At 62.9% G+C, this 19774-nt stretch carries 19 protein-coding genes; 9 read left to right on the forward strand and 10 right to left on the reverse strand.

The genetic code is table 11. From position 1 onward, the window contains the following. Positions 1-330: 330 nt before the first annotated feature. The 3 genes from ABD301_RS24055 to ABD301_RS24065 all read right to left on the reverse strand — a co-directional run bounded on the left by ABD301_RS24055 (position 331) and on the right by ABD301_RS24065 (position 2345). Positions 331-753 (reverse strand): hypothetical protein, encoded by a 423-nt coding sequence (locus tag ABD301_RS24055; RefSeq protein WP_163569612.1) that lies wholly within the window; start codon positions 751-753, stop codon positions 331-333. Between the two features lie 429 nt (positions 754-1182). Next, positions 1183-2040, reverse strand: coding sequence for an ADP-ribosylglycohydrolase family protein (locus ABD301_RS24060; protein ID WP_344312743.1), 858 nt, complete (start codon positions 2038-2040; stop codon positions 1183-1185). Between the two features lie 32 nt (positions 2041-2072). Further along, the gene (locus tag ABD301_RS24065; protein WP_163569611.1) at positions 2073-2345 is read right to left on the reverse strand and encodes a hypothetical protein; all 273 of its coding nucleotides are present in this window, start codon (positions 2343-2345) and stop codon (positions 2073-2075) included. Positions 2346-2966: 621 nt separating this feature from the next. Here ABD301_RS24065 and ABD301_RS24070 point away from each other — a divergent pair. From ABD301_RS24070 to ABD301_RS24085, 4 genes are all read left to right on the forward strand, one after another. Then, entirely contained in the window at positions 2967-3359 is a 393-nt protein-coding gene (locus ABD301_RS24070; protein ID WP_279581192.1) for an LLM class flavin-dependent oxidoreductase, read from the forward strand. 488 nt (positions 3360-3847) lie between these two features. Next, positions 3848-5656, forward strand: coding sequence for an ABC transporter ATP-binding protein (locus ABD301_RS24075; RefSeq protein WP_344313242.1), 1809 nt, complete (start codon positions 3848-3850; stop codon positions 5654-5656). Then, positions 5653-7530 carry an ABC transporter ATP-binding protein gene (locus ABD301_RS24080; protein ID WP_344312744.1) on the forward strand — a complete coding sequence of 626 codons (1878 nt, stop codon included), beginning with the start codon at positions 5653-5655 and terminating at the stop codon, positions 7528-7530. The genes ABD301_RS24075 and ABD301_RS24080 overlap by 4 nt, the downstream gene beginning before the upstream one ends. Before the next feature lie 582 nt (positions 7531-8112). Continuing rightward, positions 8113-9312 carry a hypothetical protein gene (locus tag ABD301_RS24085; protein WP_344312746.1) on the forward strand — a complete coding sequence of 400 codons (1200 nt, stop codon included), beginning with the start codon at positions 8113-8115 and terminating at the stop codon, positions 9310-9312. Between the two features lie 387 nt (positions 9313-9699). Here ABD301_RS24085 and ABD301_RS24090 read toward each other — a convergent pair whose 3' ends face one another. Both ABD301_RS24090 and ABD301_RS24095 read right to left on the reverse strand, forming a co-directional pair. Beyond that, positions 9700-11244, reverse strand: a complete 1545-nt coding sequence (locus tag ABD301_RS24090; protein WP_344312747.1) for an MFS transporter — start codon at positions 11242-11244, stop codon at positions 9700-9702. Further along, on the reverse strand, positions 11241-11699 hold the full coding sequence (locus ABD301_RS24095; protein WP_344312749.1) for a MarR family winged helix-turn-helix transcriptional regulator: 459 nt from the start codon (positions 11697-11699) through the stop codon (positions 11241-11243). The genes ABD301_RS24090 and ABD301_RS24095 overlap by 4 nt, the downstream gene beginning before the upstream one ends. Positions 11700-11861: 162 nt before the next feature. Here ABD301_RS24095 and ABD301_RS24100 point away from each other — a divergent pair, with 162 nt between their 5' ends. The 5 genes from ABD301_RS24100 to ABD301_RS24120 all read left to right on the forward strand — a co-directional run bounded on the left by ABD301_RS24100 (position 11862) and on the right by ABD301_RS24120 (position 16594). Continuing rightward, positions 11862-12155 carry a DUF1330 domain-containing protein gene (locus ABD301_RS24100; protein WP_344312751.1) on the forward strand — a complete coding sequence of 98 codons (294 nt, stop codon included), beginning with the start codon at positions 11862-11864 and terminating at the stop codon, positions 12153-12155. 716 nt (positions 12156-12871) lie between these two features. Then, complete coding sequence (locus tag ABD301_RS24105; RefSeq protein WP_344312753.1) at positions 12872-13366, forward strand: hypothetical protein; 495 nt, start codon at positions 12872-12874, stop codon at positions 13364-13366. Positions 13367-13707: 341 nt separating this feature from the next. Continuing rightward, positions 13708-14214, forward strand: coding sequence for a MauE/DoxX family redox-associated membrane protein (locus ABD301_RS24110; protein ID WP_163569605.1), 507 nt, complete (start codon positions 13708-13710; stop codon positions 14212-14214). An 11-nt stretch (positions 14215-14225) separates the two neighbouring features. After that, entirely contained in the window at positions 14226-14756 is a 531-nt protein-coding gene (locus ABD301_RS24115) for a TlpA family protein disulfide reductase (protein WP_163569604.1), read from the forward strand. Next, positions 14753-16594 carry an ABC transporter ATP-binding protein gene (locus ABD301_RS24120; protein ID WP_344312755.1) on the forward strand — a complete coding sequence of 614 codons (1842 nt, stop codon included), beginning with the start codon at positions 14753-14755 and terminating at the stop codon, positions 16592-16594. The genes ABD301_RS24115 and ABD301_RS24120 overlap by 4 nt, the downstream gene beginning before the upstream one ends. Before the next feature lie 62 nt (positions 16595-16656). On the opposite strand, the gene ABD301_RS24125 is transcribed toward ABD301_RS24120, so the two are convergent. From ABD301_RS24125 to ABD301_RS24145, 5 genes are all read right to left on the reverse strand, one after another. After that, positions 16657-16893, reverse strand: a complete 237-nt coding sequence (locus ABD301_RS24125; protein ID WP_163569603.1) for a hypothetical protein — start codon at positions 16891-16893, stop codon at positions 16657-16659. A gap of 323 nt (positions 16894-17216) precedes the next feature. After that, entirely contained in the window at positions 17217-17660 is a 444-nt protein-coding gene (locus tag ABD301_RS24130; protein ID WP_344312756.1) for a S26 family signal peptidase, read from the reverse strand. Then, positions 17657-18205, reverse strand: coding sequence for a TlpA family protein disulfide reductase (locus ABD301_RS24135; protein WP_344312757.1), 549 nt, complete (start codon positions 18203-18205; stop codon positions 17657-17659). Before ABD301_RS24135 ends, ABD301_RS24130 begins: the two co-directional genes overlap by 4 nt. 90 nt (positions 18206-18295) lie before the next feature. After that, complete coding sequence (locus ABD301_RS24140; protein WP_163569599.1) at positions 18296-18490, reverse strand: hypothetical protein; 195 nt, start codon at positions 18488-18490, stop codon at positions 18296-18298. A gap of 129 nt (positions 18491-18619) precedes the next feature. Further along, positions 18620-19732 carry an alkene reductase gene (locus ABD301_RS24145; RefSeq protein ID WP_163569598.1) on the reverse strand — a complete coding sequence of 371 codons (1113 nt, stop codon included), beginning with the start codon at positions 19730-19732 and terminating at the stop codon, positions 18620-18622. Positions 19733-19774 lie beyond the last annotated feature (42 nt).

Consider the following 19774-nt stretch of genomic DNA (forward strand, 5'->3'; position numbering starts at 1 on the left):
CCCGAATAACAACAAAAACTCCGACTCGACACGCCGAAACAACCTAACAAAGTACTACTAGGTGTCCGCCGATGATCGGCTACCCAAGGTGCGTTCTCGGCGTTGTGCCTTGATGTCACTGTCCAACATTCCATCGCGACGTGGTTTCTTGGTGAATAGCGCACACGTGTCAGCGAGCCAAAATCCGGGCTTGCCGCCGGGCGATCCATACGCGACCATCGTCGGTGGGTGGCTGCTGCCGATCACGAGGCGCCGCGTAAGCAGCCACACGGCGCGAACCTGAGCGAGGCTCATCGTCGAATACACGGCGATCGCCCGCGCTCACCAGCGTCAGGCAACCCAGTAGTAGCGAAATCCGGATCCGTCGTTCCTAGCTTCAAAGCCCATGCAGGTCAGTGTGCGATCCTCAGGACGACGGCTAAGCCATTGCACCAGATGAACAGTTCCTGGGTGCCCGACCACACCGGACGTCTCTTCGAACAATTCAGCCAGGTCATAGTTCAAACGTCGCGCAGCATCCTCAACAAGAGCCATACACATCAGCGTTTCAGGCGTGTTCTGGTCAAGGCCGCCAATTACGAGCGCGATCAGGGCCCGCATGAGATCCTCAGGGGTCTCGTTCCTCACAGCCCGAGCTGCTAGGCGTTCGGCATATGTACACAGCACTCGGCGACCAGGTTCCGCCACCGCGGCCAGTGCGGTGTAGACAGCTGTCTCTCCCCCGCGCCAGACGGCGTCGATGAACTCATCCATCTCGGTATCTCGGGCGGCCGGAATCGGAGCCGGTCCGTAGTGTGCGAAGCGTCGCTGGTGAGGAGCTCCTGGATCAAATGTCATGCGACTCATGCTCCCCCATCAGGAGGCAGGAGGTTCCACCCGTCCCATCTGTACCATGTCTTCTCCAGTTGATTGATTTCATGCGCAGTGACGGTCTCACGGTCTTTGTCCGAATCCCATATATTTTCCCATATAAGTGGACTCGCCACGTATACGGGGCAACTTGCGATCGATCACGCTCTGCGCCCCACGCGTCATTGGCTACGATGGATCACCCTGTTGGCGTGTTTGAGACCTCACGGCCAGGCCAATCGCAGGGTACCCGGTATCCCATTGGTGTCCAACCACAGCTACTGGGATGGATTTGGGAATTCCGTTTGCCCCTAACAACTCTTCTGTGACTATCTATTGAATTACACGGAAAAGAACTTTGTCAAGTTCCGTCAGGTAGTCATGGCCATAAGGCCCATTCTCCAAATCCCGGAGCAACGCATGAGGTAGGTCTGCAACTAGCTCCGTTGTGCACGATGCCGCGGCGAGAGCGATGGTTGCGACTGTGTCAACATCCCCTGTGTAGTTGACGCATCGCGTTAGCAGGTCGCTAAGGCTGGATGCGGCAGACAGGGCTGTGAGTGCCGCGAGAACACTCATCCATCCGCGACTTCCTACAGGGCCATTCCATACTCTTGCCCATCCACCAAGACCGCCATATTCCTGAATTTCCGCATCTATCCATGCGCCGATATTGCTGACGGGGCCGATATTGTAACGGCAGTAATGTACCGCCAGGGCTGCGGCCTGTGCTGACTCGATGCCGAGGGGGGTTGCATGCGTCACGCGAGCCTGTATGTCGGCGTACCGAATAACTTGGTCTACATCTGAACATAATCCAATTGCGCCTGCCCGCATAGCGGCGCCACTCTTGTCGCTGTGGGGTGTGATGCGGTCTTGTAGTTCACTTCCACTGCGCACATGGCTCAGAACATTGTAGAATCCGCCTGCATATCCCTCTCTCGGGTCTCGGCGGAATACTTCAACGAACTTGTCCGCCACAGAGCCCTCGGTCCACGGCTCGTTTGACACAAGGAGTTCGGCTACGGCCAGAGTCATCTGGGTATCGTCAGTATATTGACCTGGGCGAATTCCACTATGCTTCGGATGTTGCACATAGCGATTGAGTGTATTATTCGATGCAACGAAGTCCGGATCGGCGTACTCGAACCCGGCTCCGTAAGCATCTCCTACTGCGAGTTCGACAAGCACAAATCACCATCACCTAATACTTGTTGTCAGGTCTACTCAATGATACGGCCTGGGTTTGGGTTCCTGGCCAGGTATCCACCATTTAGTTTTGGAAGATAGAAAATTTCCTTCGCCCAGTAGTCTGACGTCTCGTGAAGAAACATGATCTCACTATCTTCGGTCGAGATGGCATGACCGCTCCAGTGTACGTTGACTCGCCCTATGGCTTCCTCGTGACTGATCGCGAACAAGTTGGACATCGAGACGACAACTTCGCCGAGGAGGGCTTCAGCTCTTGGCGTCACAGGTATGTTGATCTTGCTCATCGCTCGGGCTCCAGGAACCTTTCGAGTAGCGCCAGGGCATCAGACATGTGGAAGGATATCTGGGGTCCTCCTGTCAGTGCCGGGTCGCCCGCCAAGAAGCGCTGCGGCTTCAGCAACAGCGGGCCTTCGACCCCATCATAGCCATGCATGGGTCCTTGGCTACGTCCAAGACGAACCAAGTTCTGATAGGATTCATCGGCGCTAGTGAGGACACGCCATTCATTTGTCGCAACGCACTTATCGGGGCTCTGAAATGAAGCACGGCCGGATTGGACTTCGCTGCCATCCAACTCATCGCTTGTTTAAGCGAGGTTGTTGTGTAAGGCCTGGCCCGAAGTCGGGATCCGGGCGCCCGACGGAGAGATCAATTCCGTTCTGCCGGACTGAAGCTGCACCTGGTTCTGTCGCTCCGTGGTATTGGTCGAAATACTCATCGCCAGAGGAACTGTTCCCGAAGTCGGATTCGGCATATGCCGATAATCGACAGGCTGATCCATGGCTTGTTTCAGAGATAATCGTGAAGAGTACTCGTTTCCTGGTTCCTCTTGTTGCAGTTCAACCGCTGTGCATGCGTCCGTTCGTAACCGCTAAGGCGGCCAGTATGTTCGGCTGGCTTTATGGGTGCGAGACATATCTGAACATGGTCGCAGGGGATTTCGAGACGACCTCATCGCATTGAGGGATCAGACAGCACATGACCAACGCTATGACCGGGTGGCTGAGTACGCATTCATCGTCAAGCAGTTGCTGTCTGGTAAATCGCCGATTACGTTTGACGGCGCCTACTACACGCTCAAGTGTCTGAAGCTCACGCCGGCGCCTGCTCCAGGCCGCACTGCAAAAATGTTCACATCGGGCTCGTCGACAGCAAGCTTAGCGGCGGCCAAGGCGATCGGCGCGACAGTCGTCGGCTACCCTCGGCCCCCGGCCGAACAGACGGAGATGGAAATTGCTGGCGGGAGCCGAGGTGTGCGCGTCGGGGTTATTGCGCGTAATAGCTCCGCGGCAGCGTGACGGGTCGCTCGTGCGCGCTTTCCGGAGAACCGCAAGGGGCAATTCACATATGCTCTCACAGTAAAGTCGTCTGACTCGCGCTGGTTCCGTCGCCTGGCGACTCTGCGTGACGGGACGTGCCAGTGGAATCAGCCCCCCATTGGACCGGCCCCCTTCGTAATTCCCAGTCGTTTTGCCCGTATTTAGTCGGTAGCTACACCGAGGTTGGCCTGGAGATCGCGCGGTACATCAAGCAAGGCAACCGAATATTCGTTCTTGACGTGCCTGCTTCAGAAGAAGAGCTGGACCACACCGCAAGTGCATTCGACCAAGCTTTGGCGACGATGGAGTGAAGCAGTCAACTCGCCATCGGTTGGGCCTGAGACGTGGCCGGGTGTGTGTACTGGGGAGCGGGTGGCCGGCTGCATTGCCCGGGCGGATGACTCGCCTGAGCCCGCTTCGCATGCTCACTATATCCTCCGCCTCTGATGAGTAACCTAACAGTGCAAATGCGTTCCGATGCTGGGCCGCGTTCTGCTGTGCGTTCACTCCTGCGGTTGTGGCCTTATGTGCGGCAGGTGCGCGTGCGGCTGTTCTTGGCTTGCCTCTTGGCGACCATTGCCTCCTGTCTGGGGTTGGTCATGCCACTCGTGCTGAAGTGGTTAGTGGACGGCCCTCTGACCAGTGGTGATCTTTCCGGGATTTGGCTGGGCGGGCTGGTCCTGGTGTTGCTGGGTGCCACTGAGGCTGGGATCTTCGGTGTGCGCCGCTGGCTGACGGCACGGCCGCTGGCCGACGTCGAGGCGTCGATGCGGGAATCGCTGTACGGCCGACTTCAGCGGCTGCCGAGTGCCTTTCACGATCGGTGGTCCTCGGGTCAGCTGCTCTCACGGGGCACCGCGGATCTCGGCCAGGTGCATGCGTTCCTGGCTCAGCCTCTCACGTTCCTGGTGGTCAACGCTGTGACGTTTGTAGCGGGTTGCGTCATCTTGCTGGAGCAGCAGTGGGTGTTAGGGCTGGTGTTGCTAGTGCCGGTCGTGCCGCTGACCGTGCTGTGCTCGTGGTTCCAGGCTCGGCATGTGCTCGCATCGCGCCGTGCGCAGGACCTGGAGGGGGACCTGACCACGCTGGTCGAGGAGTCGATCCGGGGCATCCGGGTGATCAAGGGATTTGGCCGTCATCGCAGTCAGGCCCGGGCTTTTGAGAAGATGGTGTTCGAAGTCCGCGGCGTCGAGTTACACAGAGCACGCCTTCTCGCGAGTCTGTCAGGGATGTTCGTCCTGCTCCCGGAAATCGCCATGGGGACAACACTGGCGCTGGGCGTGGTCCAAGTGGCCGACGGGACACTCGCTGCTGGGACTTTAGTGGCATTCCTGGCAACTGTTCTAGTGCTGCGCCCGGTGGTGGAATCGACCGGACCGCTGCTGGCGATGTGTAACCAGGCTGCGACCGCGGTCGACCGCTACTGCGAAATCATGGACGAGCCGCTGCCTACGCAGGACCACCTGCCCGACGTGGGGCTGTCAGCACCGCCGCGGCCGGCCGCTCTCGCTTTCGAGAATGTGCACTTTCAGTATCCGAACGCTTCGATGGACGCTCCGGGGGTGCTCCGCGGTGTTGACTTGCGGATCGAACCCGGTGAGACGATGGCGCTGGTCGGTTCGACGGGCAGCGGCAAGACCACCCTCGTCGGTCTGGTGCCGCGGCTGTACGAGCCGACGGCCGGACGCATCACGCTCGACGGCCAGGACATCGCCGACCTGCCGCGCTCGCAGCTGCGGACCATGGTCGCCGTCGCCTTCGAAGACCCAGCGCTCTTCTCCGCGTCAGTCATGGAGAACGTGTTGATGGGCGGCGAGGCGGCCACCGAGACCGATGGTGCCTGGGCCTTGCGGGTCGCGCAGGCCGACGGCTTCGTCCACCTTCTGCCCTCAGGCCCGCACACGCAGGTGGGCGAGCAGGGGCTGACGCTTTCCGGTGGCGAACGCCAGCGGCTCGCTCTGGCCCGGGCCGTTGTCGGCCGACCGCGAGTACTGATCCTGGACGATCCGTTGTCGGCGCTGGACATCCACACCGAGGCCGCGGTCGAAAGGGCCTTGCGGCAGGTACTGGCCACCACAACGGCCCTGATCGTGGCCCATCGGCCCTCGACGGCACTGTTGGCCGACCGGGTCGCCCTGCTCAGCGATGGAGTTGTCGCCGCCGTAGGCACCCACAGGGAGCTGCTTAAGACCAACCCCGACTATGCCCTCCTCATGTCGGGGATCGAGCCTCTGACACTGGGCGGCGGCACAGGCAAGGGGGCGAAAACGTCATGACGCTTCCGAACCCTCTCGCCGCGGCGGGCGCCGACCGTGTCAGCGAGACGCAGGCACCGAATGCATCCGCGCGTGCTGCCCTCGACCTCTTCACGCAGGATCTGCTGCCCGCACCTGAGGACGCGTCGCGCGCGCTGTTGGCGTCCTTGCTGCGCCCGCATCGTCGCCGCGTGGTGCTGGCCGGCCTGCTGCTGATTGTCCAGCGCGCGATCTCCCAGTTGGGCCCGCTGCTAGTCGCGTATGCGATCGACCACGTGATTCCGGCGGTTCGCGCCCACCAATACGGCCCGCTACTGGCGGTCTGCTTCGGATACCTGCTGTCTGCGGTAGCCTCGGCAGTTTTCCAATATGCCTTCGTACGGGCCGAAGCCCGGGTTGGTCAGGATCTAATCGCCGACCTGCTCAGCCGGATCTTCACCCACGCGCAAGCGCTAAGTATCGACTTCCACCAGCGCTACACCTCCGGTCGGCTGACCTCCCGGGCCACCAGCGACGTGCAGGCGTTGCGCAACCTGCTCACAGGCGGCCTCGAGGACATCGTCGGTGCAGTCCTGACGACCATCTACGTCTCTGTCACCCTGCTCTACCTGGACTGGCCGCTGGGTCTGGCGGCCATCGCGGTGGGCGGCCCGCTATACCTGACCGTCCGCGACTTCCGGCGCCGGGCGTACCAGGTCTACCGCGAGCGGTCGACCGCGACCGCCGCTGTCACAGCAAAATACGCGGAGACGTTCACCAACATCCACCCTGTGCAGACCTTTCGGCTGGAGACCTCCAACGACCGGTCCTTCATGCGGATCAACCGTCGGCACGCCCGCATCAACGGTGACTCCGCGCTTGTGATGGGACGCTATGTGACCTCGTCCCGGTTGGTGGCCAACATTGGGATCGCTGTCCTGGTCATGTGGTGTGCTTTCCGGGTAGCCGGGCATGACCTGGATCTGGGTGCCTTCGCCGCCATCGTGCTCTACCTGCGCCGTCTGTACGACGACCCGCTCAAACTGGGTGGCGTCCTGGACGCCTACCAGTCAGCCGTCGCGTCTCTCGAGAAGATTGCGGCCTTGCTGGCCCAGCGAGCCTCCGTACCTGAGCCGGCATCGCCCCAGACGCTCTCGCCGAGCACCTCCTCCAGGCAACGGGGCCGTGGCGTTGTCTTCGAGTCGGTCGCCTTCGCCTACCACACGGGGAGCGAGGTGCTGCCACGATTCGACCTGACCCTCGTCCCCGGGCAGACTGTGGCCGTTGTTGGAGCCACCGGTGCGGGCAAGACCACCCTGGCCAAATTGCTGGCCCGCTTCTACGACCCTACCCACGGTCGTGTTCTGCTCGACGGAGTTGACCTGCGCTACCTCACCACGGCCGAGCTGCGTCGTGCCGTAGTGATGCTGACCCAGGAAGCCTTCATCTTCTCCGGCACCATCGCCGAGAACATCGCACTGGGCCGACCCGACGCCAACAGCGAGGAAATCGAACAGGTGGCCGGGACCATCGGTGCGCACGAGTTCATCTGCGCCCTGCCTGACGGGTACGACACGGACATCCAGGCCGGTGGACACCGGGTCTCCGCCGGACAGCGGCAGTTGGTGGCGCTGGCCCGGGCGCTGTTAGCCGACCCCGCCGTAGTGATCCTCGACGAGGCCACACCCTCCCTAGACATGCCCAGCGAACGACTGGTCCAGCATGCGATGAACACGGTGCTGCATGGACGCACGGCTCTGGTCATTGCCCACCGCCTGTCCACTGTGCACATCGCGGACCGGGTGCTGATGATGGCCGACGGGCGGATCGTCGAGGACGGCACGCCCGGCGAACTCCTCAACGAGCACGGACCATTCGCCGACCTGCACACGGCATGGCAGGACAGCCTCACATGAGCGCCACCTGGATCCAGCAGCACGTGTACCGCTCGGGCGTGACGTTCACGTATCTGGCCCTACCCACAACTACTTAGTACCCGTACACACGAGTGGGGGAGCAGAAAATAGACGGCGAGCAAGCACACAGCGGCCGACCATCAGTTGGGTGATCGGCGGCTGGTGTCGACGCGGTAGGCATCGACGGGAGCAGTGGTCATGCGACCCTCTATCTAGTCTGCCGGCGAGATCGCCCTGACCAGCATGTTGTGTTTGATCTACGGATGACCTATCGAGTTTTCGGAATTGTACGAATTGTAGCGCTTGGCGATGCGACAATCACGTGGTGGAGTGCTGCAGGAGTCGCATGTGAGTGGTGTTGCCGAGCGGGACCTGATGCGTCTGTTCGGTGTGGGCAAGGAGCCGATGTTTGTCCCGACCAATGCTCGGGGTCCGCCCCGGATGTTCATTCGAGCCGCAGTCTGACCTTCCTGCCTGACGACGCAGTCAGGAGTCGCGTGGGTGGCTGCGATGCCCGGTGTGTCGGTGTCGGGGTTGCCGCATTCGCGCCTCCGTACCACGCCGAAAGGTGGGTGAGCAAACATGGACGTGGATCTTCTGGAAAGGGCACGATCGAGATATTCGAGTTGGATCCACCTGGTTCGCACTTATCGCCTCGATCCTCATGTCGAGGAGCCATCCATCCGGCATGCAGTCCGCCGTGCAGCCGTGCGAGAGTCGGCCCGCTGGGACTGGTCCGGCTACGAATTTTTCGTCATATCAGCCGGATTAGCGACAGTCCTGACCTTCGTCGCGGCCGTATGGGTGATCTTTGCTATCGAGCAGGTCAATCGCATGGGCAGCGGCGCAGTCTTCTGGATGAGTGTCGCGGCGGTTTTCGAACTCTGGCTTTCCTGGATGGTGATTGGGCAGCTGACTGAGATGCTGCAGTTCCTTCCCCGTCCTCGCAGCGTGAGTATCGCTGTGCTGTGTTCATGCCAGTTCTGGTTGTCAAAATCATCAGCCTCAGAATCCTTTCGCATTTTCTATCGATCCATCGATCCGCGGTTAGCCGACTTGGACCGATTTGTTCAGCCTGCGTCGTGGGCAGTGTTAGTGTTTCTGACAATTTTCTTCACGTCGTCGCTGACGCTTTCGCCGCTGTGGGCATGGATCAGCGAAGTCCTACATGACCGGAGGCGACGCGCGCTCTCGCCGCGATTCGATGCCCTCATCGTGTGTCTGCAAGCTCTGGAGCAACTCGATGAGTGTCGGCGCGTCTGGATGAGGCCCAGACAGCGACGCGTTGTGGTCCGAAGTATGCGTTTTGTCAGGCTACAGTTGGTACGTCAGGTCTCCCGAAGTGTCAGGTCCTTGGGCGGCAACGCCGAGGATCGGCGGTGGTTCCGAAGAGCTGCGGTCGCTGTCGAAGAAAGGATGAAGGGGTATGAGCGGTCAATGCTCGCAGCTGCGTCCTACCGCGACTTCCGTGTTCTGCTCAATGTGGTTTGTGCAGATGTGATCCTGCTTGCGCAAGGGCGATGGCCTGATCGGCAAGAAACGGACGTGCGGAGTCCCCGGTTAGCGGCGCTGACAAAGGCCTGGAACAGGATCGGTGGTGCAGTTGCGCTCGCTGGGCTCGCGTTCGCGCTTCCGTTCCTTCCCGGTATATCCCTACAGGCTCAAGGGTTTGCCACAATCCAAACCACACTGTTTGTCGGAGCCGTCGCCAGTCTTATCACCGGCGAGCGAGCGATCACCGGCTCAGCGATCGACCTCGTCCGTAACGCAGGAAGTCGATAGCTCCGAGATGCTGGGCAGACCAACAGAACGAGCCTCCGAAAAAGACAAGACCGACATCATTTGTCCACCAGGATCAATCATCAGTCGATTCCACATGTGGTCGACAGATAGGTGCTGCGAATTTTCGCGCGCAGTTGCCAACGTTGCCACGTCAGGCACGTCGGCCGCTTCTGACTGTCGCATTGGCAAGCGGGGAGGGGACCGCGGAGTTGCCATGCGTTCAGAATTCGCAGGGGAGACGTTGACCACCAGTACGGCGCATTGACACGTGAGGCACTGCGATTATCCACATGGATACGTATTCGAGTCCCCCCTCGGACACACAGGTTTGGCATATCTGCCACAAACGACGTGTGGTGTTCAAGCACACTTGGACACCCGAAACTATCAACTCCGCCCGTTTCGGGTGCTTCGCGGTGCGAGGTGGTCGCCGTGAGCGGCAGCGCCGTAGTGGCGCCGCTGACCGTGCCCTCGTTGCGTCACAGTCGTCTGCCCGCCGGAGGCGGGTCTGCCCCAGCTCGCGACCGCGGTGGGGTTGATCTCGGGCGGGCGTTGGCGGGCGAGAGCGAGGCCGGCCAGCGTCGTGACCGCCATCGCGGCGATGCCGACCAGCGCTGCGGTGGTGTAGGCGTGGTCGTTCGGGAAGAGATGACCGGTGTCGGTGCCGGTGGCCAGGACCAGGCCGCCTATCGCGCTGCCGAGGGAGTACCCGACGCTGCGGACGACGTAGTTGAAGCTCATCGCGCTCGACGTCTCGCTCTTGGGTGTGACGGCCAGGATGACGCCGGGCATTGCGGCGGAGAAGCTGCCGACGCCCAGGCCCAGCACACCCATCGCGACGAGCAGTTCGGCCAGGTTTGACCGGGCCGTGGCGAAGAGGACGAACCCGCCGCCGACGATGACCGCGCTGCCGGCCAGAAGCACGGGTGCGTCGATCAGCGTCCGAACCCGCGGCGTGAGTTTGCCGGCGACGAACCCCAGCACCGAGAACGGGACGAGGACCAGCCCGGCGACGAAGGTTGTCAGTCCGAAGCCGTAGCCGGCGCTGTGCGGCGTCTGCGCGTACCGCGTGATGAGCGTGAGCAGGAGGTACATGCCGCTCCCGCCGACGAACATGGCGATGTTCGCTCCGGCGACCGCCGGGTGCCGTACCGCACGGACATCGACAAGTGGCGTCTTGCTGCGCAGCTCGGAGGTGGTCCAGACGCACAGCAGGGGCACGGCGGCTACGGCGAGAACCACCGCCACGGCGAGGTGACGGCTCCACAGGCTCCTCTGGCCGGCCAGGAACAGGACGAGGAACAGTCCGCCCGCCAGGGCGAGCGTGCCCGCCACGTTCACGTGAGCGGACCGGCCTTCGGGAGCCGCGGGTATCGAACGCCAAGCGGTCAGGAAGGCGACAGCGGTGACGAACAGACCGAAGCCGTAGGCGGCCCGCACGCCGCCGATCTCGGCGAACAGCGCGGTGAGCGGGTAGCCGACGCCGGCGCCGATGATCGAGACCACCGAGATCAGGGCGATCGTCGCCGTGCCGCGGTCCTCGGGAAGATGGTCCCGGGCCACGCCCATCATCAGCGCCGTCAGACCGAGCCCGACGCCTTGGGTCGCCCTGCCGATCAGCAGCCAGGCGAACGGCAGCGGCAGCACGGTGAGCGTACTGCCGGCGACGACGATCGCCAGCGTGGCGAGGATCGTGGCCCGTCGGTACGGGCCGGCTCCGAGCCGGCCCAGGACGGGCGTGGCGACGGCGCCGCTCAGCAGTGGGACGGTCAGCGTCCACTGCGCGCTGTCGAGCGAGACGTGGAACGTGGTCGCCACACTGGTGATCAGCGGCGCCCCGAGGCTGGCGACCGCCGCCACGACCAGGGCGATCAAGATCAGGGCGGGGACCAGCAGCCGCGCCTCGGAGCGCTCCAGGGTGCGCTCCGTCACCGCTTCGACCCTTCTTGGTCCTGGCTTTCGAGCTCTGCCAGGTGCGCCAGCGCCGGAAGCGCCGCCACCAGGGCCTCGACCTCGTCGTCGGTGAGTTCGTCGATCAGCCGCGCGAATGCATCGACGCCCGTCTGATGCCGTGTCTGAACGTACGACGTGCCGGCTTTGGTCAGACACACCAGCGTGACCCGCTTGTCGGACGCGTCGCCCCTCCGCTCGACCAGTCCGGACTCCTCCATCACCCGGACCAGGACGGTCATCGCGGGCTGGGTGACACCCTCGATCACGGCCAGATCGGTGATGCGTCGCGGGCCGGACCTGTCCAGGGTGGCCAGGGTGGCGGCGGACGTGATGCTCATATCGCGCGGAAGGCGTCTCACAGCCCTGGTGGCCAGCCCATAGAGGGTCGATCCGATTGCAGCGGAAGCGCTACGAGTAGCGTCTTGACGGCTCATAGGTGAAGCATACAATATTTATATGAATGCTTTATGTATCTCTCGTCCCGAACACCGCGCCTCAGCCCCGCACTCGGCGCGGGAGGGGATCCGTCGCCGGGATCGAGCGATCTGAGCGTGAATTCGAAGTCGGACGTGTCCGGCCGAACACAGGAGGTTTCCATGGCCAAGGGCTACTGGGTCAGTGTCTACCCCGCTATTTCCGACCCTGAGACGCTGATTGCCTACAACAAGTTGGCTCGTCCGGCCGTCCAAGCTGGGGGCGGACGGGTCCTGGCCCGTGACGGCCGAGTCGTCGCCCACGAAGCCGGAATCACGCAACGCGTCGTTCTGATCGAGTTCGACAGCTTCGAACAGGCCGTCGCGGCGTACGAGAGCGAGGCTTACCAGGACGCGCTGGTGGCCCTTCCCGACGGCTTCCAGCGCGACTTCCGCATCATCGAAGGCATCGACTGACCGACAGGCTCAGCCACCGCTGAGCGTCCGTCACCTGATATGCACACGGTGCTGAACGACGACTCACGAGACGAACTGGGACGCAGTACCCCGCGTCCCAGTTCATCGTCGACTTCCTGATCCCTGTTGGGCGGATCGAAGGAGCGAAGCGACGTCCAGGCTGGCTGGACTGTCTCGCTGACCCCGTCGACGAAACTCACCCTCGCCCGAAGCGAACCGTCACCCCGTCGCTGGTATACGCCCTTCGGCGAAACCCGGCCACCCGCCGTCGGCGATCCGTGGCCCACCACTCTCGGTTTCGTTAACGGCACGACCAGTATCCCGGTTTTCTGAACACCGCCACCACGTTGTCGTGGATATTCGGGGCATGGTGTTTTGCGGCCAGTAAAAGGATCCCAGCTTCCGGACGGTCAAGTTACTGTATGTGGTCGAGATTGGAACGTACTGCGCGGCAATCGCCATCAAAGACCCTCGAATGTGGTCGCGGCTGTTCGACTCGCCAGAACTGGGAGGTCGAACATCGGCCAAGGCAGGTAGCTTGTTCAGTTCGCGGTATAGGAACTGGAGGGTGGGTTATCGATCGTGACTGGCGCCGTCGATCGCCAACTGTGAATCTTCGTCATTTCTTCTGCGCTGGACAGCCGAGATATCTGTTACCAGCTGCTCGCGACGACTTCTGAGGAATGCCATTGCTGAGAAAGTACTCGGGTCCGTTTATGGTGGCTGCGGCGTGCGCGGCCCTGTTGCTGGTCTTCGCGACGGTCACTGTCCTGCGATCCGCACCATCGTCCGGAAGTTCGCAAGGATACTGTGCCACTCCCTCGCAGATGAACTTCTATCCCGGAATAAAGACGGGGCAGGTGCGGTACGGCGACGTGAGCATCGCCATCACGGCATGCAAGAACGCCTGGGTGAGTTCCTGGCTGGTGGATGCGTTCCCGATCACCAACGCCGTCGGCTTGACGGCTCGGCATGAGGTGCTGACCCAGCGGATCAACGGTCCGATAGACGAGAACGGCCGGAGTATCACGATCAGGATCCTGATCAAGTTCTGCCCGGGAGGGCAGGTCTGCAACTACGGCGGGATCTGGGATGTCGGCTACGTGTTCAGTCGGGACACTGACCAGAATGTCCTGGTGAGTGACACTGTGACACGTGTCGACGACGGAAAGCTCGGGTACGAGCTATACACCACACCCAAACAACAATGACGGCGCGCGACAAGTTGCGCGAGACGGTAGAGATGGTGATGGTGTTGCGCTGAATGACGCGCGCCATGATTCTGTTGGCAATAGTCGAGTCCTACGTCAGCTGCTGCTCATCGTCGAACCGGACTTTCCCATCTCATCGTGCATCCGCCGGCAGCGTTGGACGCCGTTGTCGCCGCCCGTCACGAGATCGTGTTCGGTGGTGAAACCGATGAGCACTGCGGCAGACCTGGCGACCGCGCTGGTGCTGCGGATAGCTGGTTGTTAGCGAAAAGTTAGCGGCTCCTGCGCATATTCCTGCCGGTGATCCTGGGCCGATGGGCCCCTGCGGCGTGGAGGAATGAATGTCGACAGCGGCGCTGACCCTGCGGGTGCTGCTGGCTGTTGTTCTCGGCTGGAGCTCGGTCAGCAAGCTGACGCCCAGCGGCCGGCGCGGCCTCAGCGACATGCTTACGCAGCTTGGCATCGGCCGGCAGGCCGGTTGGGTCGGTGGTCTGTTGATCGTCGGCGAGGCCACCTCGGCCGTGCTCTTGCTGCTCCCATGGACGGTGGTCGTCGGCGCCGGGCTGGCGACCGTCCTTATGGCCGTACTCACCGCCGGAACAGTGCTCATCCTGCGCCGCCGGTTGAAGGTCACCTGCGCGTGTTTTGGCTCGTCGAGTACGACGATCGCGCCGATCCACGCGGTACGAAACGGGTTGTTGCTGCTTGGCGCTGCCGTCGCCGCGAGTCTAGGACCGGATGTCCCAGCTGACCTGGTGACCGCCGCGGTCGCCGTCGCCGTCGGTGCCGTACTTGCCATTGTCATGACCCGGTTAGACGACTTCGCGTTCCTGCTTTCGCCTCGCTGATTGGATTCCTCATGGCTGCTATGGCTGTCGCGGTGGGCCTGCTCGCCGTCCTCACCCTGCTCAATCTGTTCATCCTGCTCGGTGTCGTCCGCCGCCTCCGTACGATGGCATCAGACAAAGAAAACGAGGCACAGCCTGAGCTACCTGCGGTCGGCGCGACGGTCGGCGCCTTCGCCGTCACCTCCGTCGACGGGACGGCCGTCACCGAGGCGGACCTCAGCAGCGGCGAGTCGCTGGTGCTGATGATGTCGCCGAGCTGCCAGCCCTGCAAGGAAACCGCGGCCAAGCTCGAGAAGGACCGTGCCGACCTACCGGAGCGTACGTTCATCCTGCTGCGGGCCGAGCCGGACGAGCCGGAGCTCGACACAATGCTCACGAAGCTTGCCGGGATCGGGACGATCGCGGCCTTCGACGGCACGGCCGGCGTCGAGGACGCGTTCGGCAGCCGCGGCTATCCGACTGCTGCGCGAATCAAGGACGGAGTGGTCGTCGCATCGTCGATCAAATATGCCGACGTACTGCCTGACCACGTACCAGCGTGAAGCGCAACAACCTCCCGACCAGCCCTGCCGCTCTTCTCGCGGCAGGCTGGTCTGCTCTCGTGCTGGGTTGGCGAGCATCGGCCCGCTGCTCGATCGGCCGGCTCGCCCTGACCCTGGTCATCGCGGCCAGCGCGCCAGTCGCCGCCTGGTACGGCAAGCTGCTCGTTGATGAGTTGGCGCTGGGACGGTCCGGCCAGGCCGCTCATGTGGTGTTCTACGCCGTCGCGGCCGCGATCGCAGCGGCCGTCGGACTGCTCGGTCAACAGCTGACAACGTACCTTCTCGGCAGGCACAACGCCGCCATCACCTTGCGCACCGAGAGCGACCTCTTCGAGAAGGTCTGCGGATTCGTCGGCCTGCGCTACCTCGAGGACCCTGGCTTCCAGGACAACCTCATGGTCGCCGAGAGCGCAGCGTCACACGGCCCCAGCAGCATCAACGACTTCGCCGAAGGCAGCACTCGCGCGGTCATCTCGATCCTCAGCTTTCTCGGCATTGTCGCGGTCGTGTGGCCCGCACTTGCGGTCGTGTTGCTGGTTGCAGCGGTTCCTGGTCTGGTGGCGGAGATCATGCTGGCCAACCGCCAAGTGGTGGCCAGCCTGGCGATCTCGCCGCTGCAACGGCGGCGATTTTTCTACCGGATGCTGCTGACCAGCGAACAGGCCGCGAAGGAAGTGCGGCTGTTTGGCCTCGGCGACCATTTCCGCGGCCTCCAACTCGATGCGCTGCGCCGCTCGCAGGAGGTCACGCTCGGGCTGGCCGGTCGGACAACGGTCGTGCAGTCCGGCCTGAGCCTGCTCGGCGCGGTGATCTCCGGCGTCGCAGTGGCGATCGTCGCGCTGCGGGTCGTACGCGGTGAGCTGACGCCTGGCGATGTGCTGCTGTTCATGGCGGCCGTCGGGAGCGTACAAGCCGCGCTGTCGGATCTGGTCGGGCGGATCGGGTCCGTGGTCGAGTCGCTCAAGTCTTTCCAACGCTATCTGGAGGTGATGGCGCTGCCGGCGGACTCAGCCAGCGGCGAGCTGGTCGCTCCAGACCTGAGCACCTGCGTACGGTTCGACGACGTCTGGTTCCGTTACCATCCGGACGGTCCGTGGATCCTGCGCGGCGTCAGCTTCGAGATCGCCGCCGGCAGTTCCCTTGCGATCGTCGGCGTCAACGGTGCTGGCAAAAGTACGCTTATCAAACTGCTGTGCCGGTTCTACGAACCCGAACGGGGCCGAATCCTGTGGGACGGCATCGATCTGCAGCAGATCTCACCAGAATCGCTGCGACTGCGGCTCGCCGCCACGTTTCAGGACTTCATGTCGTACGACCTGCCGGCCCGCGACAACATCGGTCTGGGTGACCTGTCTCGGTACGACGACATGAATGCGATTCGTGCTGCTGCGGTACGCGCGGATATTGATAACGCGATCGCAGCGATGCCGCGCGGCTACGACACGATGCTCAGTCGGATTTTCTTCGCCGAAGACGACGAAGACGAGCAGGAAGCCGGTGTCAGTTTTTCTGGCGGCCAATGGCAACGCCTGGCACTCGCGCGGTCATTGATGCGTGACCGTGCCAGCCTGCTCATCCTCGACGAGCCGAGCTCGGGGCTGGATGCCGAGGCCGAGCATCACATTCACCAGACGCTCACGGAATTTCGCAGCGGCCGTACGTCCATCCTCATTTCGCATCGACTCGGCACCTTGCGCAATGCCGACCACATCGTGGTACTCGACGGCGGACGGATCACCGAGCGAGGCGACCACGACGACCTGATGGCGTGCGGCGGCGTCTATGCACGGCTGTTTACGCTTCAGGGACAGGGATATCAGCCGGCAACAGTGCAATAGTAAAGGTGAGCACGTCCGGTCCGGACGTGCTCACCTGTGTTGCTAGCAGTCACCTGTTTCTTTTACAGGCAGGCTCCGACAAATTTTCCTACCGAACAAACCGTCGTCTTGCCGATCGTGCACTGGCCGTTGCAGTTGTTCACCTTGTGCGAGATGAGCGCCTCGTAGCGCCTGCGGTTCGCATCGCACACAAAGCCAGGAACGCAGTTGTCGCACGGCTCAGGCGGAATACATGCGGCCGCGGTCGTCTGTGGCACCAGCCACCGAACCACCGCGTCGGACAGTTTTGTGATGGACATTCTTTCCCCTTCCGTTGGGATAATTCGACAAATCCGTGCCGTTGTCAGCAGGTCCCGCCGACCACCGGCGCCTTGCATTCGGTCGTTCTGTGCAAGACGCATTGACCGAGGCAGTTGTAGGCCAGGTGCTGGTAGTAGAAGACTGTCCAGCGGTGGTTGTAGCAGACCCGGGGATTGGGACGACAGGCGTCACAACCATCGGGTTGAATACACGCGGCCGCGGTCGTTTGTGGCACCAGCCACCGGACCATGGCATCGGACAGTTTCGTGATGGACATGGAATCCTCCACTTTCCTCGGGGTTACAGGACAAATCTTTGGCCGCTATGCTTGCAAACGGCGTACGACAACACCAAGCAATGTGTCGGCATGCAGATAGCCGACCCGCCGTGAGTCGTAGCTGCGCGCCGAGTTGTCGCCGAGCACCACAAAACGGTCGGCTGGTACGCGTGCGCCGGCGAGGTGCGGAACCTCCGCCGGCACCACGTCTCCGGGGAGCGCGACCGCGCGTTTGATCAGCCACGGCGGATCGTCATCGGCCAACTCCGCTGGTGGCGCGAAAACGACGAGCTGCCGGCGGCGTATCCAACGAAGCGGTACTTTGACCACGAGTACGCGGTCGCCTGGACTCAGCGTCGGCGCCATGCTTTCGCCCACGACCGTGACCGCGACGAGCCGCGCCCGTACGACCAGGACGGCACCGACGACGCCGAGCAGAACCAGGCCGAGCAGGACAAAGCCGAACTGGGCAACGCTGAGCCCGATCATGCTGGGACGGGGATCGCCAGCGCACCAAGCTTGCTGCCGCTGGCGAGTACGAGCCCGTCAGCGTCAACGAGCGCGAAGGACGGGAAACCGTCTACGCCGAACGCCGCGGCGACCGGGCCGTTGTCGTTCTCGCGTACGACCCGAGCGACTGGCGCGAGCTTCGCGACGTACTCGGCTGAGGCATCCGGCGTGCCGGCAACAACCGCGAGGACCTGATCGCGGTCATGGTTCGCGGCCTGCTCGATGAACAGCGGCATTCGCTCCTTGCACGGCGAGCACCCCGGGGTGAAAAAGCCAACCATCGTGGTGCCGGTCATCAGGGCGCGGCTGAGGTCCGCGCCGTCGACGGTGGTGGCGGTGAACTCCGCGATGCGCTGGCCCGTGGCGTACATCGGCGCGGGGCGGCGGTTCTGGCCACTGTCACCGAGTTGGGTGTTGAGGATTTCGGTGTGCTCGCGAAGCCTGCGTACGATTCCGATACATAACAAGAGGTTGACCACGCTGAGAGCGCCGACAACGGCGACCGCGGCGACAACTGCGGACATTTGGTGCTCCTGAGTACTGGTGCGCCTGCGAAAAGGTCCCCAGTGACCAACCGGCCACTGGGGGAGAACCGGTGGTGATAATGGGTTTTCTCAGCAGTAACCGCGGTAGCAGACGCCACAAACGGTCTTGCTGCAGTCGCAGTTGTCGCGACAGTCGCGGATGTAGCCGGCCGGACAGCCGTACCTCGTGCAGTAATAGTCGTTGCAGGCACACGCGCTTGCGGTGGTTTTCGGTACGAACAGAGTCAGCAGCCGGTCGCTCACGAGGCCGAGGGTTTTGGTCACGGTGTCTCCCGTCGTAGATGGACGGAAGCCGAGTTTTCCCGGGTGCGCTAACACTGGGCTAACACTGGGCTAAGTTGACCTTTGGGTACGGGCATCGGCACCTCAGGGTCAGTGATGAATGCGGCGCAGTCACATACCGTTGATCGGGTCGTACGCGTCGACCAGGTCGATCGCCGGGTAGTCGGCGTAGCCGCTGGGGCCAGGGGTGTAGTGGGTGGCTTCCGCGGCTTCGGCAAGCGGTGCACCGACCGCTATCCGGATCGGCAAGTCGGGGTTGGCAAGGAACAGCCGCCCGAACGCGACCAGATCGGCCGCTCCGGAGGCCAGCAACAGTTCACCGGTCGCGGGGTTGGTCGGCTCCGGCGGATCGTAGTTGCCGATCAGCGTTCCTGACCAGACTTGGCGTAACTCAGTGATCGCTGGATAACGGCCTTTTTCCGACAGATGAAGGTACGCCAGGCCGCGCGAGTCCAATGTGGACACCAGCGGTGCGTAGAGCGCTCCGGGATCAGATTCGTGCACGTCGTTCTCGGTGTTTCCGGGCGACAGTCGAAGCCCGACCCGGGCGGCCCCGATCGCGCCGGTCACCGCGTCGACCACCTCGATCACGAACCGGCGGCCGTCGGCGTACGCGTCCGAGCGCAGATTTGTGTTGTCTCCGAGGAATTGCTGGAGCAGGTAGCCGTTCGCCGCGTGGACTTCGACGCCGTCGAACCCGGCGGCCAGTGCGTTCCGGGCAGCGTCCGCGTACGACCGCACGGTTTCGGCGATCTCAGCGAGCGCCATCGCCCGGGGTGTCACGTAGTCGGCCTTCCCGCCTGGTACGTGCAATTGTCCCGGCGGCCGGACCGCCGACGGCGCGAGCGGCGCCGCCCTGCCGGGCTGGACGGACGGGTGGCTGACCCGCCCGACGTGCCACAACTGCGCGAAAATCCGACCGCCTGCGGCGTGTACGGCCGTGGTGACGGTCCGCCATCCGGCCACCTGGGCGGCGGTGGCCAGGCCAGGCAATCCCGGCCCACCGATGCCGGTCGAGATCGGCCAGATTCCTTCGGTGACGATCAGGCCGGCGCTGGCGCGCTGCGCGTAGTAGGCGGCGGCGAGTGGGTGCGGTACGCCTGCCGCATCGGCGCGTCCGCGGGTCATCGGGGCCATCACGATGCGGTTCGGCAAATGTAACGCGGCCGAGTCGTACGGGCGCAGCAGGGGATTGGTCGGGGAATAGGTGGTGGTGTCGGTCATGTTGCGAACGCTAAAGGGTCACGTTGACGTGATGGTCAAGCG

This window comes from Fodinicola feengrottensis (assembly GCF_039530045.1).
In the GTDB taxonomy this organism is placed as follows: domain Bacteria; phylum Actinomycetota; class Actinomycetes; order Mycobacteriales; family HKI-0501; genus Fodinicola; species Fodinicola feengrottensis.

What these genes read in the sequence shown, in the direction of transcription:
- ABD301_RS24055 (WP_163569612.1), bottom strand. Translation starts at nt 753, where the DNA reads ATGGATGAGTTCATCGACGCCGTCTGGCGCGGGGGAGAGACAGCTGTC.
- ABD301_RS24065 (WP_163569611.1), bottom strand. Translation starts at nt 2,345, where the DNA reads ATGAGCAAGATCAACATACCTGTGACGCCAAGAGCTGAAGCCCTCCTC.
- ABD301_RS24075 (WP_344313242.1), top strand. Translation starts at nt 3,848, where the DNA reads ATGCGTTCCGATGCTGGGCCGCGTTCTGCTGTGCGTTCACTCCTGCGG.
- ABD301_RS24080 (WP_344312744.1), top strand. Translation starts at nt 5,653, where the DNA reads ATGACGCTTCCGAACCCTCTCGCCGCGGCGGGCGCCGACCGTGTCAGC.
- ABD301_RS24085 (WP_344312746.1), top strand. Translation starts at nt 8,113, where the DNA reads ATGGACGTGGATCTTCTGGAAAGGGCACGATCGAGATATTCGAGTTGG.
- ABD301_RS24095 (WP_344312749.1), bottom strand. Translation starts at nt 11,699, where the DNA reads ATGAGCCGTCAAGACGCTACTCGTAGCGCTTCCGCTGCAATCGGATCG.
- ABD301_RS24100 (WP_344312751.1), top strand. Translation starts at nt 11,862, where the DNA reads ATGGCCAAGGGCTACTGGGTCAGTGTCTACCCCGCTATTTCCGACCCT.
- ABD301_RS24105 (WP_344312753.1), top strand. Translation starts at nt 12,872, where the DNA reads ATGGTGGCTGCGGCGTGCGCGGCCCTGTTGCTGGTCTTCGCGACGGTC.
- ABD301_RS24110 (WP_163569605.1), top strand. Translation starts at nt 13,708, where the DNA reads ATGTCGACAGCGGCGCTGACCCTGCGGGTGCTGCTGGCTGTTGTTCTC.
- ABD301_RS24115 (WP_163569604.1), top strand. Translation starts at nt 14,226, where the DNA reads ATGGCTGCTATGGCTGTCGCGGTGGGCCTGCTCGCCGTCCTCACCCTG.
- ABD301_RS24125 (WP_163569603.1), bottom strand. Translation starts at nt 16,893, where the DNA reads ATGTCCATCACAAAACTGTCCGACGCGGTGGTTCGGTGGCTGGTGCCA.
- ABD301_RS24130 (WP_344312756.1), bottom strand. Translation starts at nt 17,660, where the DNA reads ATGATCGGGCTCAGCGTTGCCCAGTTCGGCTTTGTCCTGCTCGGCCTG.
- ABD301_RS24135 (WP_344312757.1), bottom strand. Translation starts at nt 18,205, where the DNA reads ATGTCCGCAGTTGTCGCCGCGGTCGCCGTTGTCGGCGCTCTCAGCGTG.
- ABD301_RS24145 (WP_163569598.1), bottom strand. Translation starts at nt 19,732, where the DNA reads ATGACCGACACCACCACCTATTCCCCGACCAATCCCCTGCTGCGCCCG.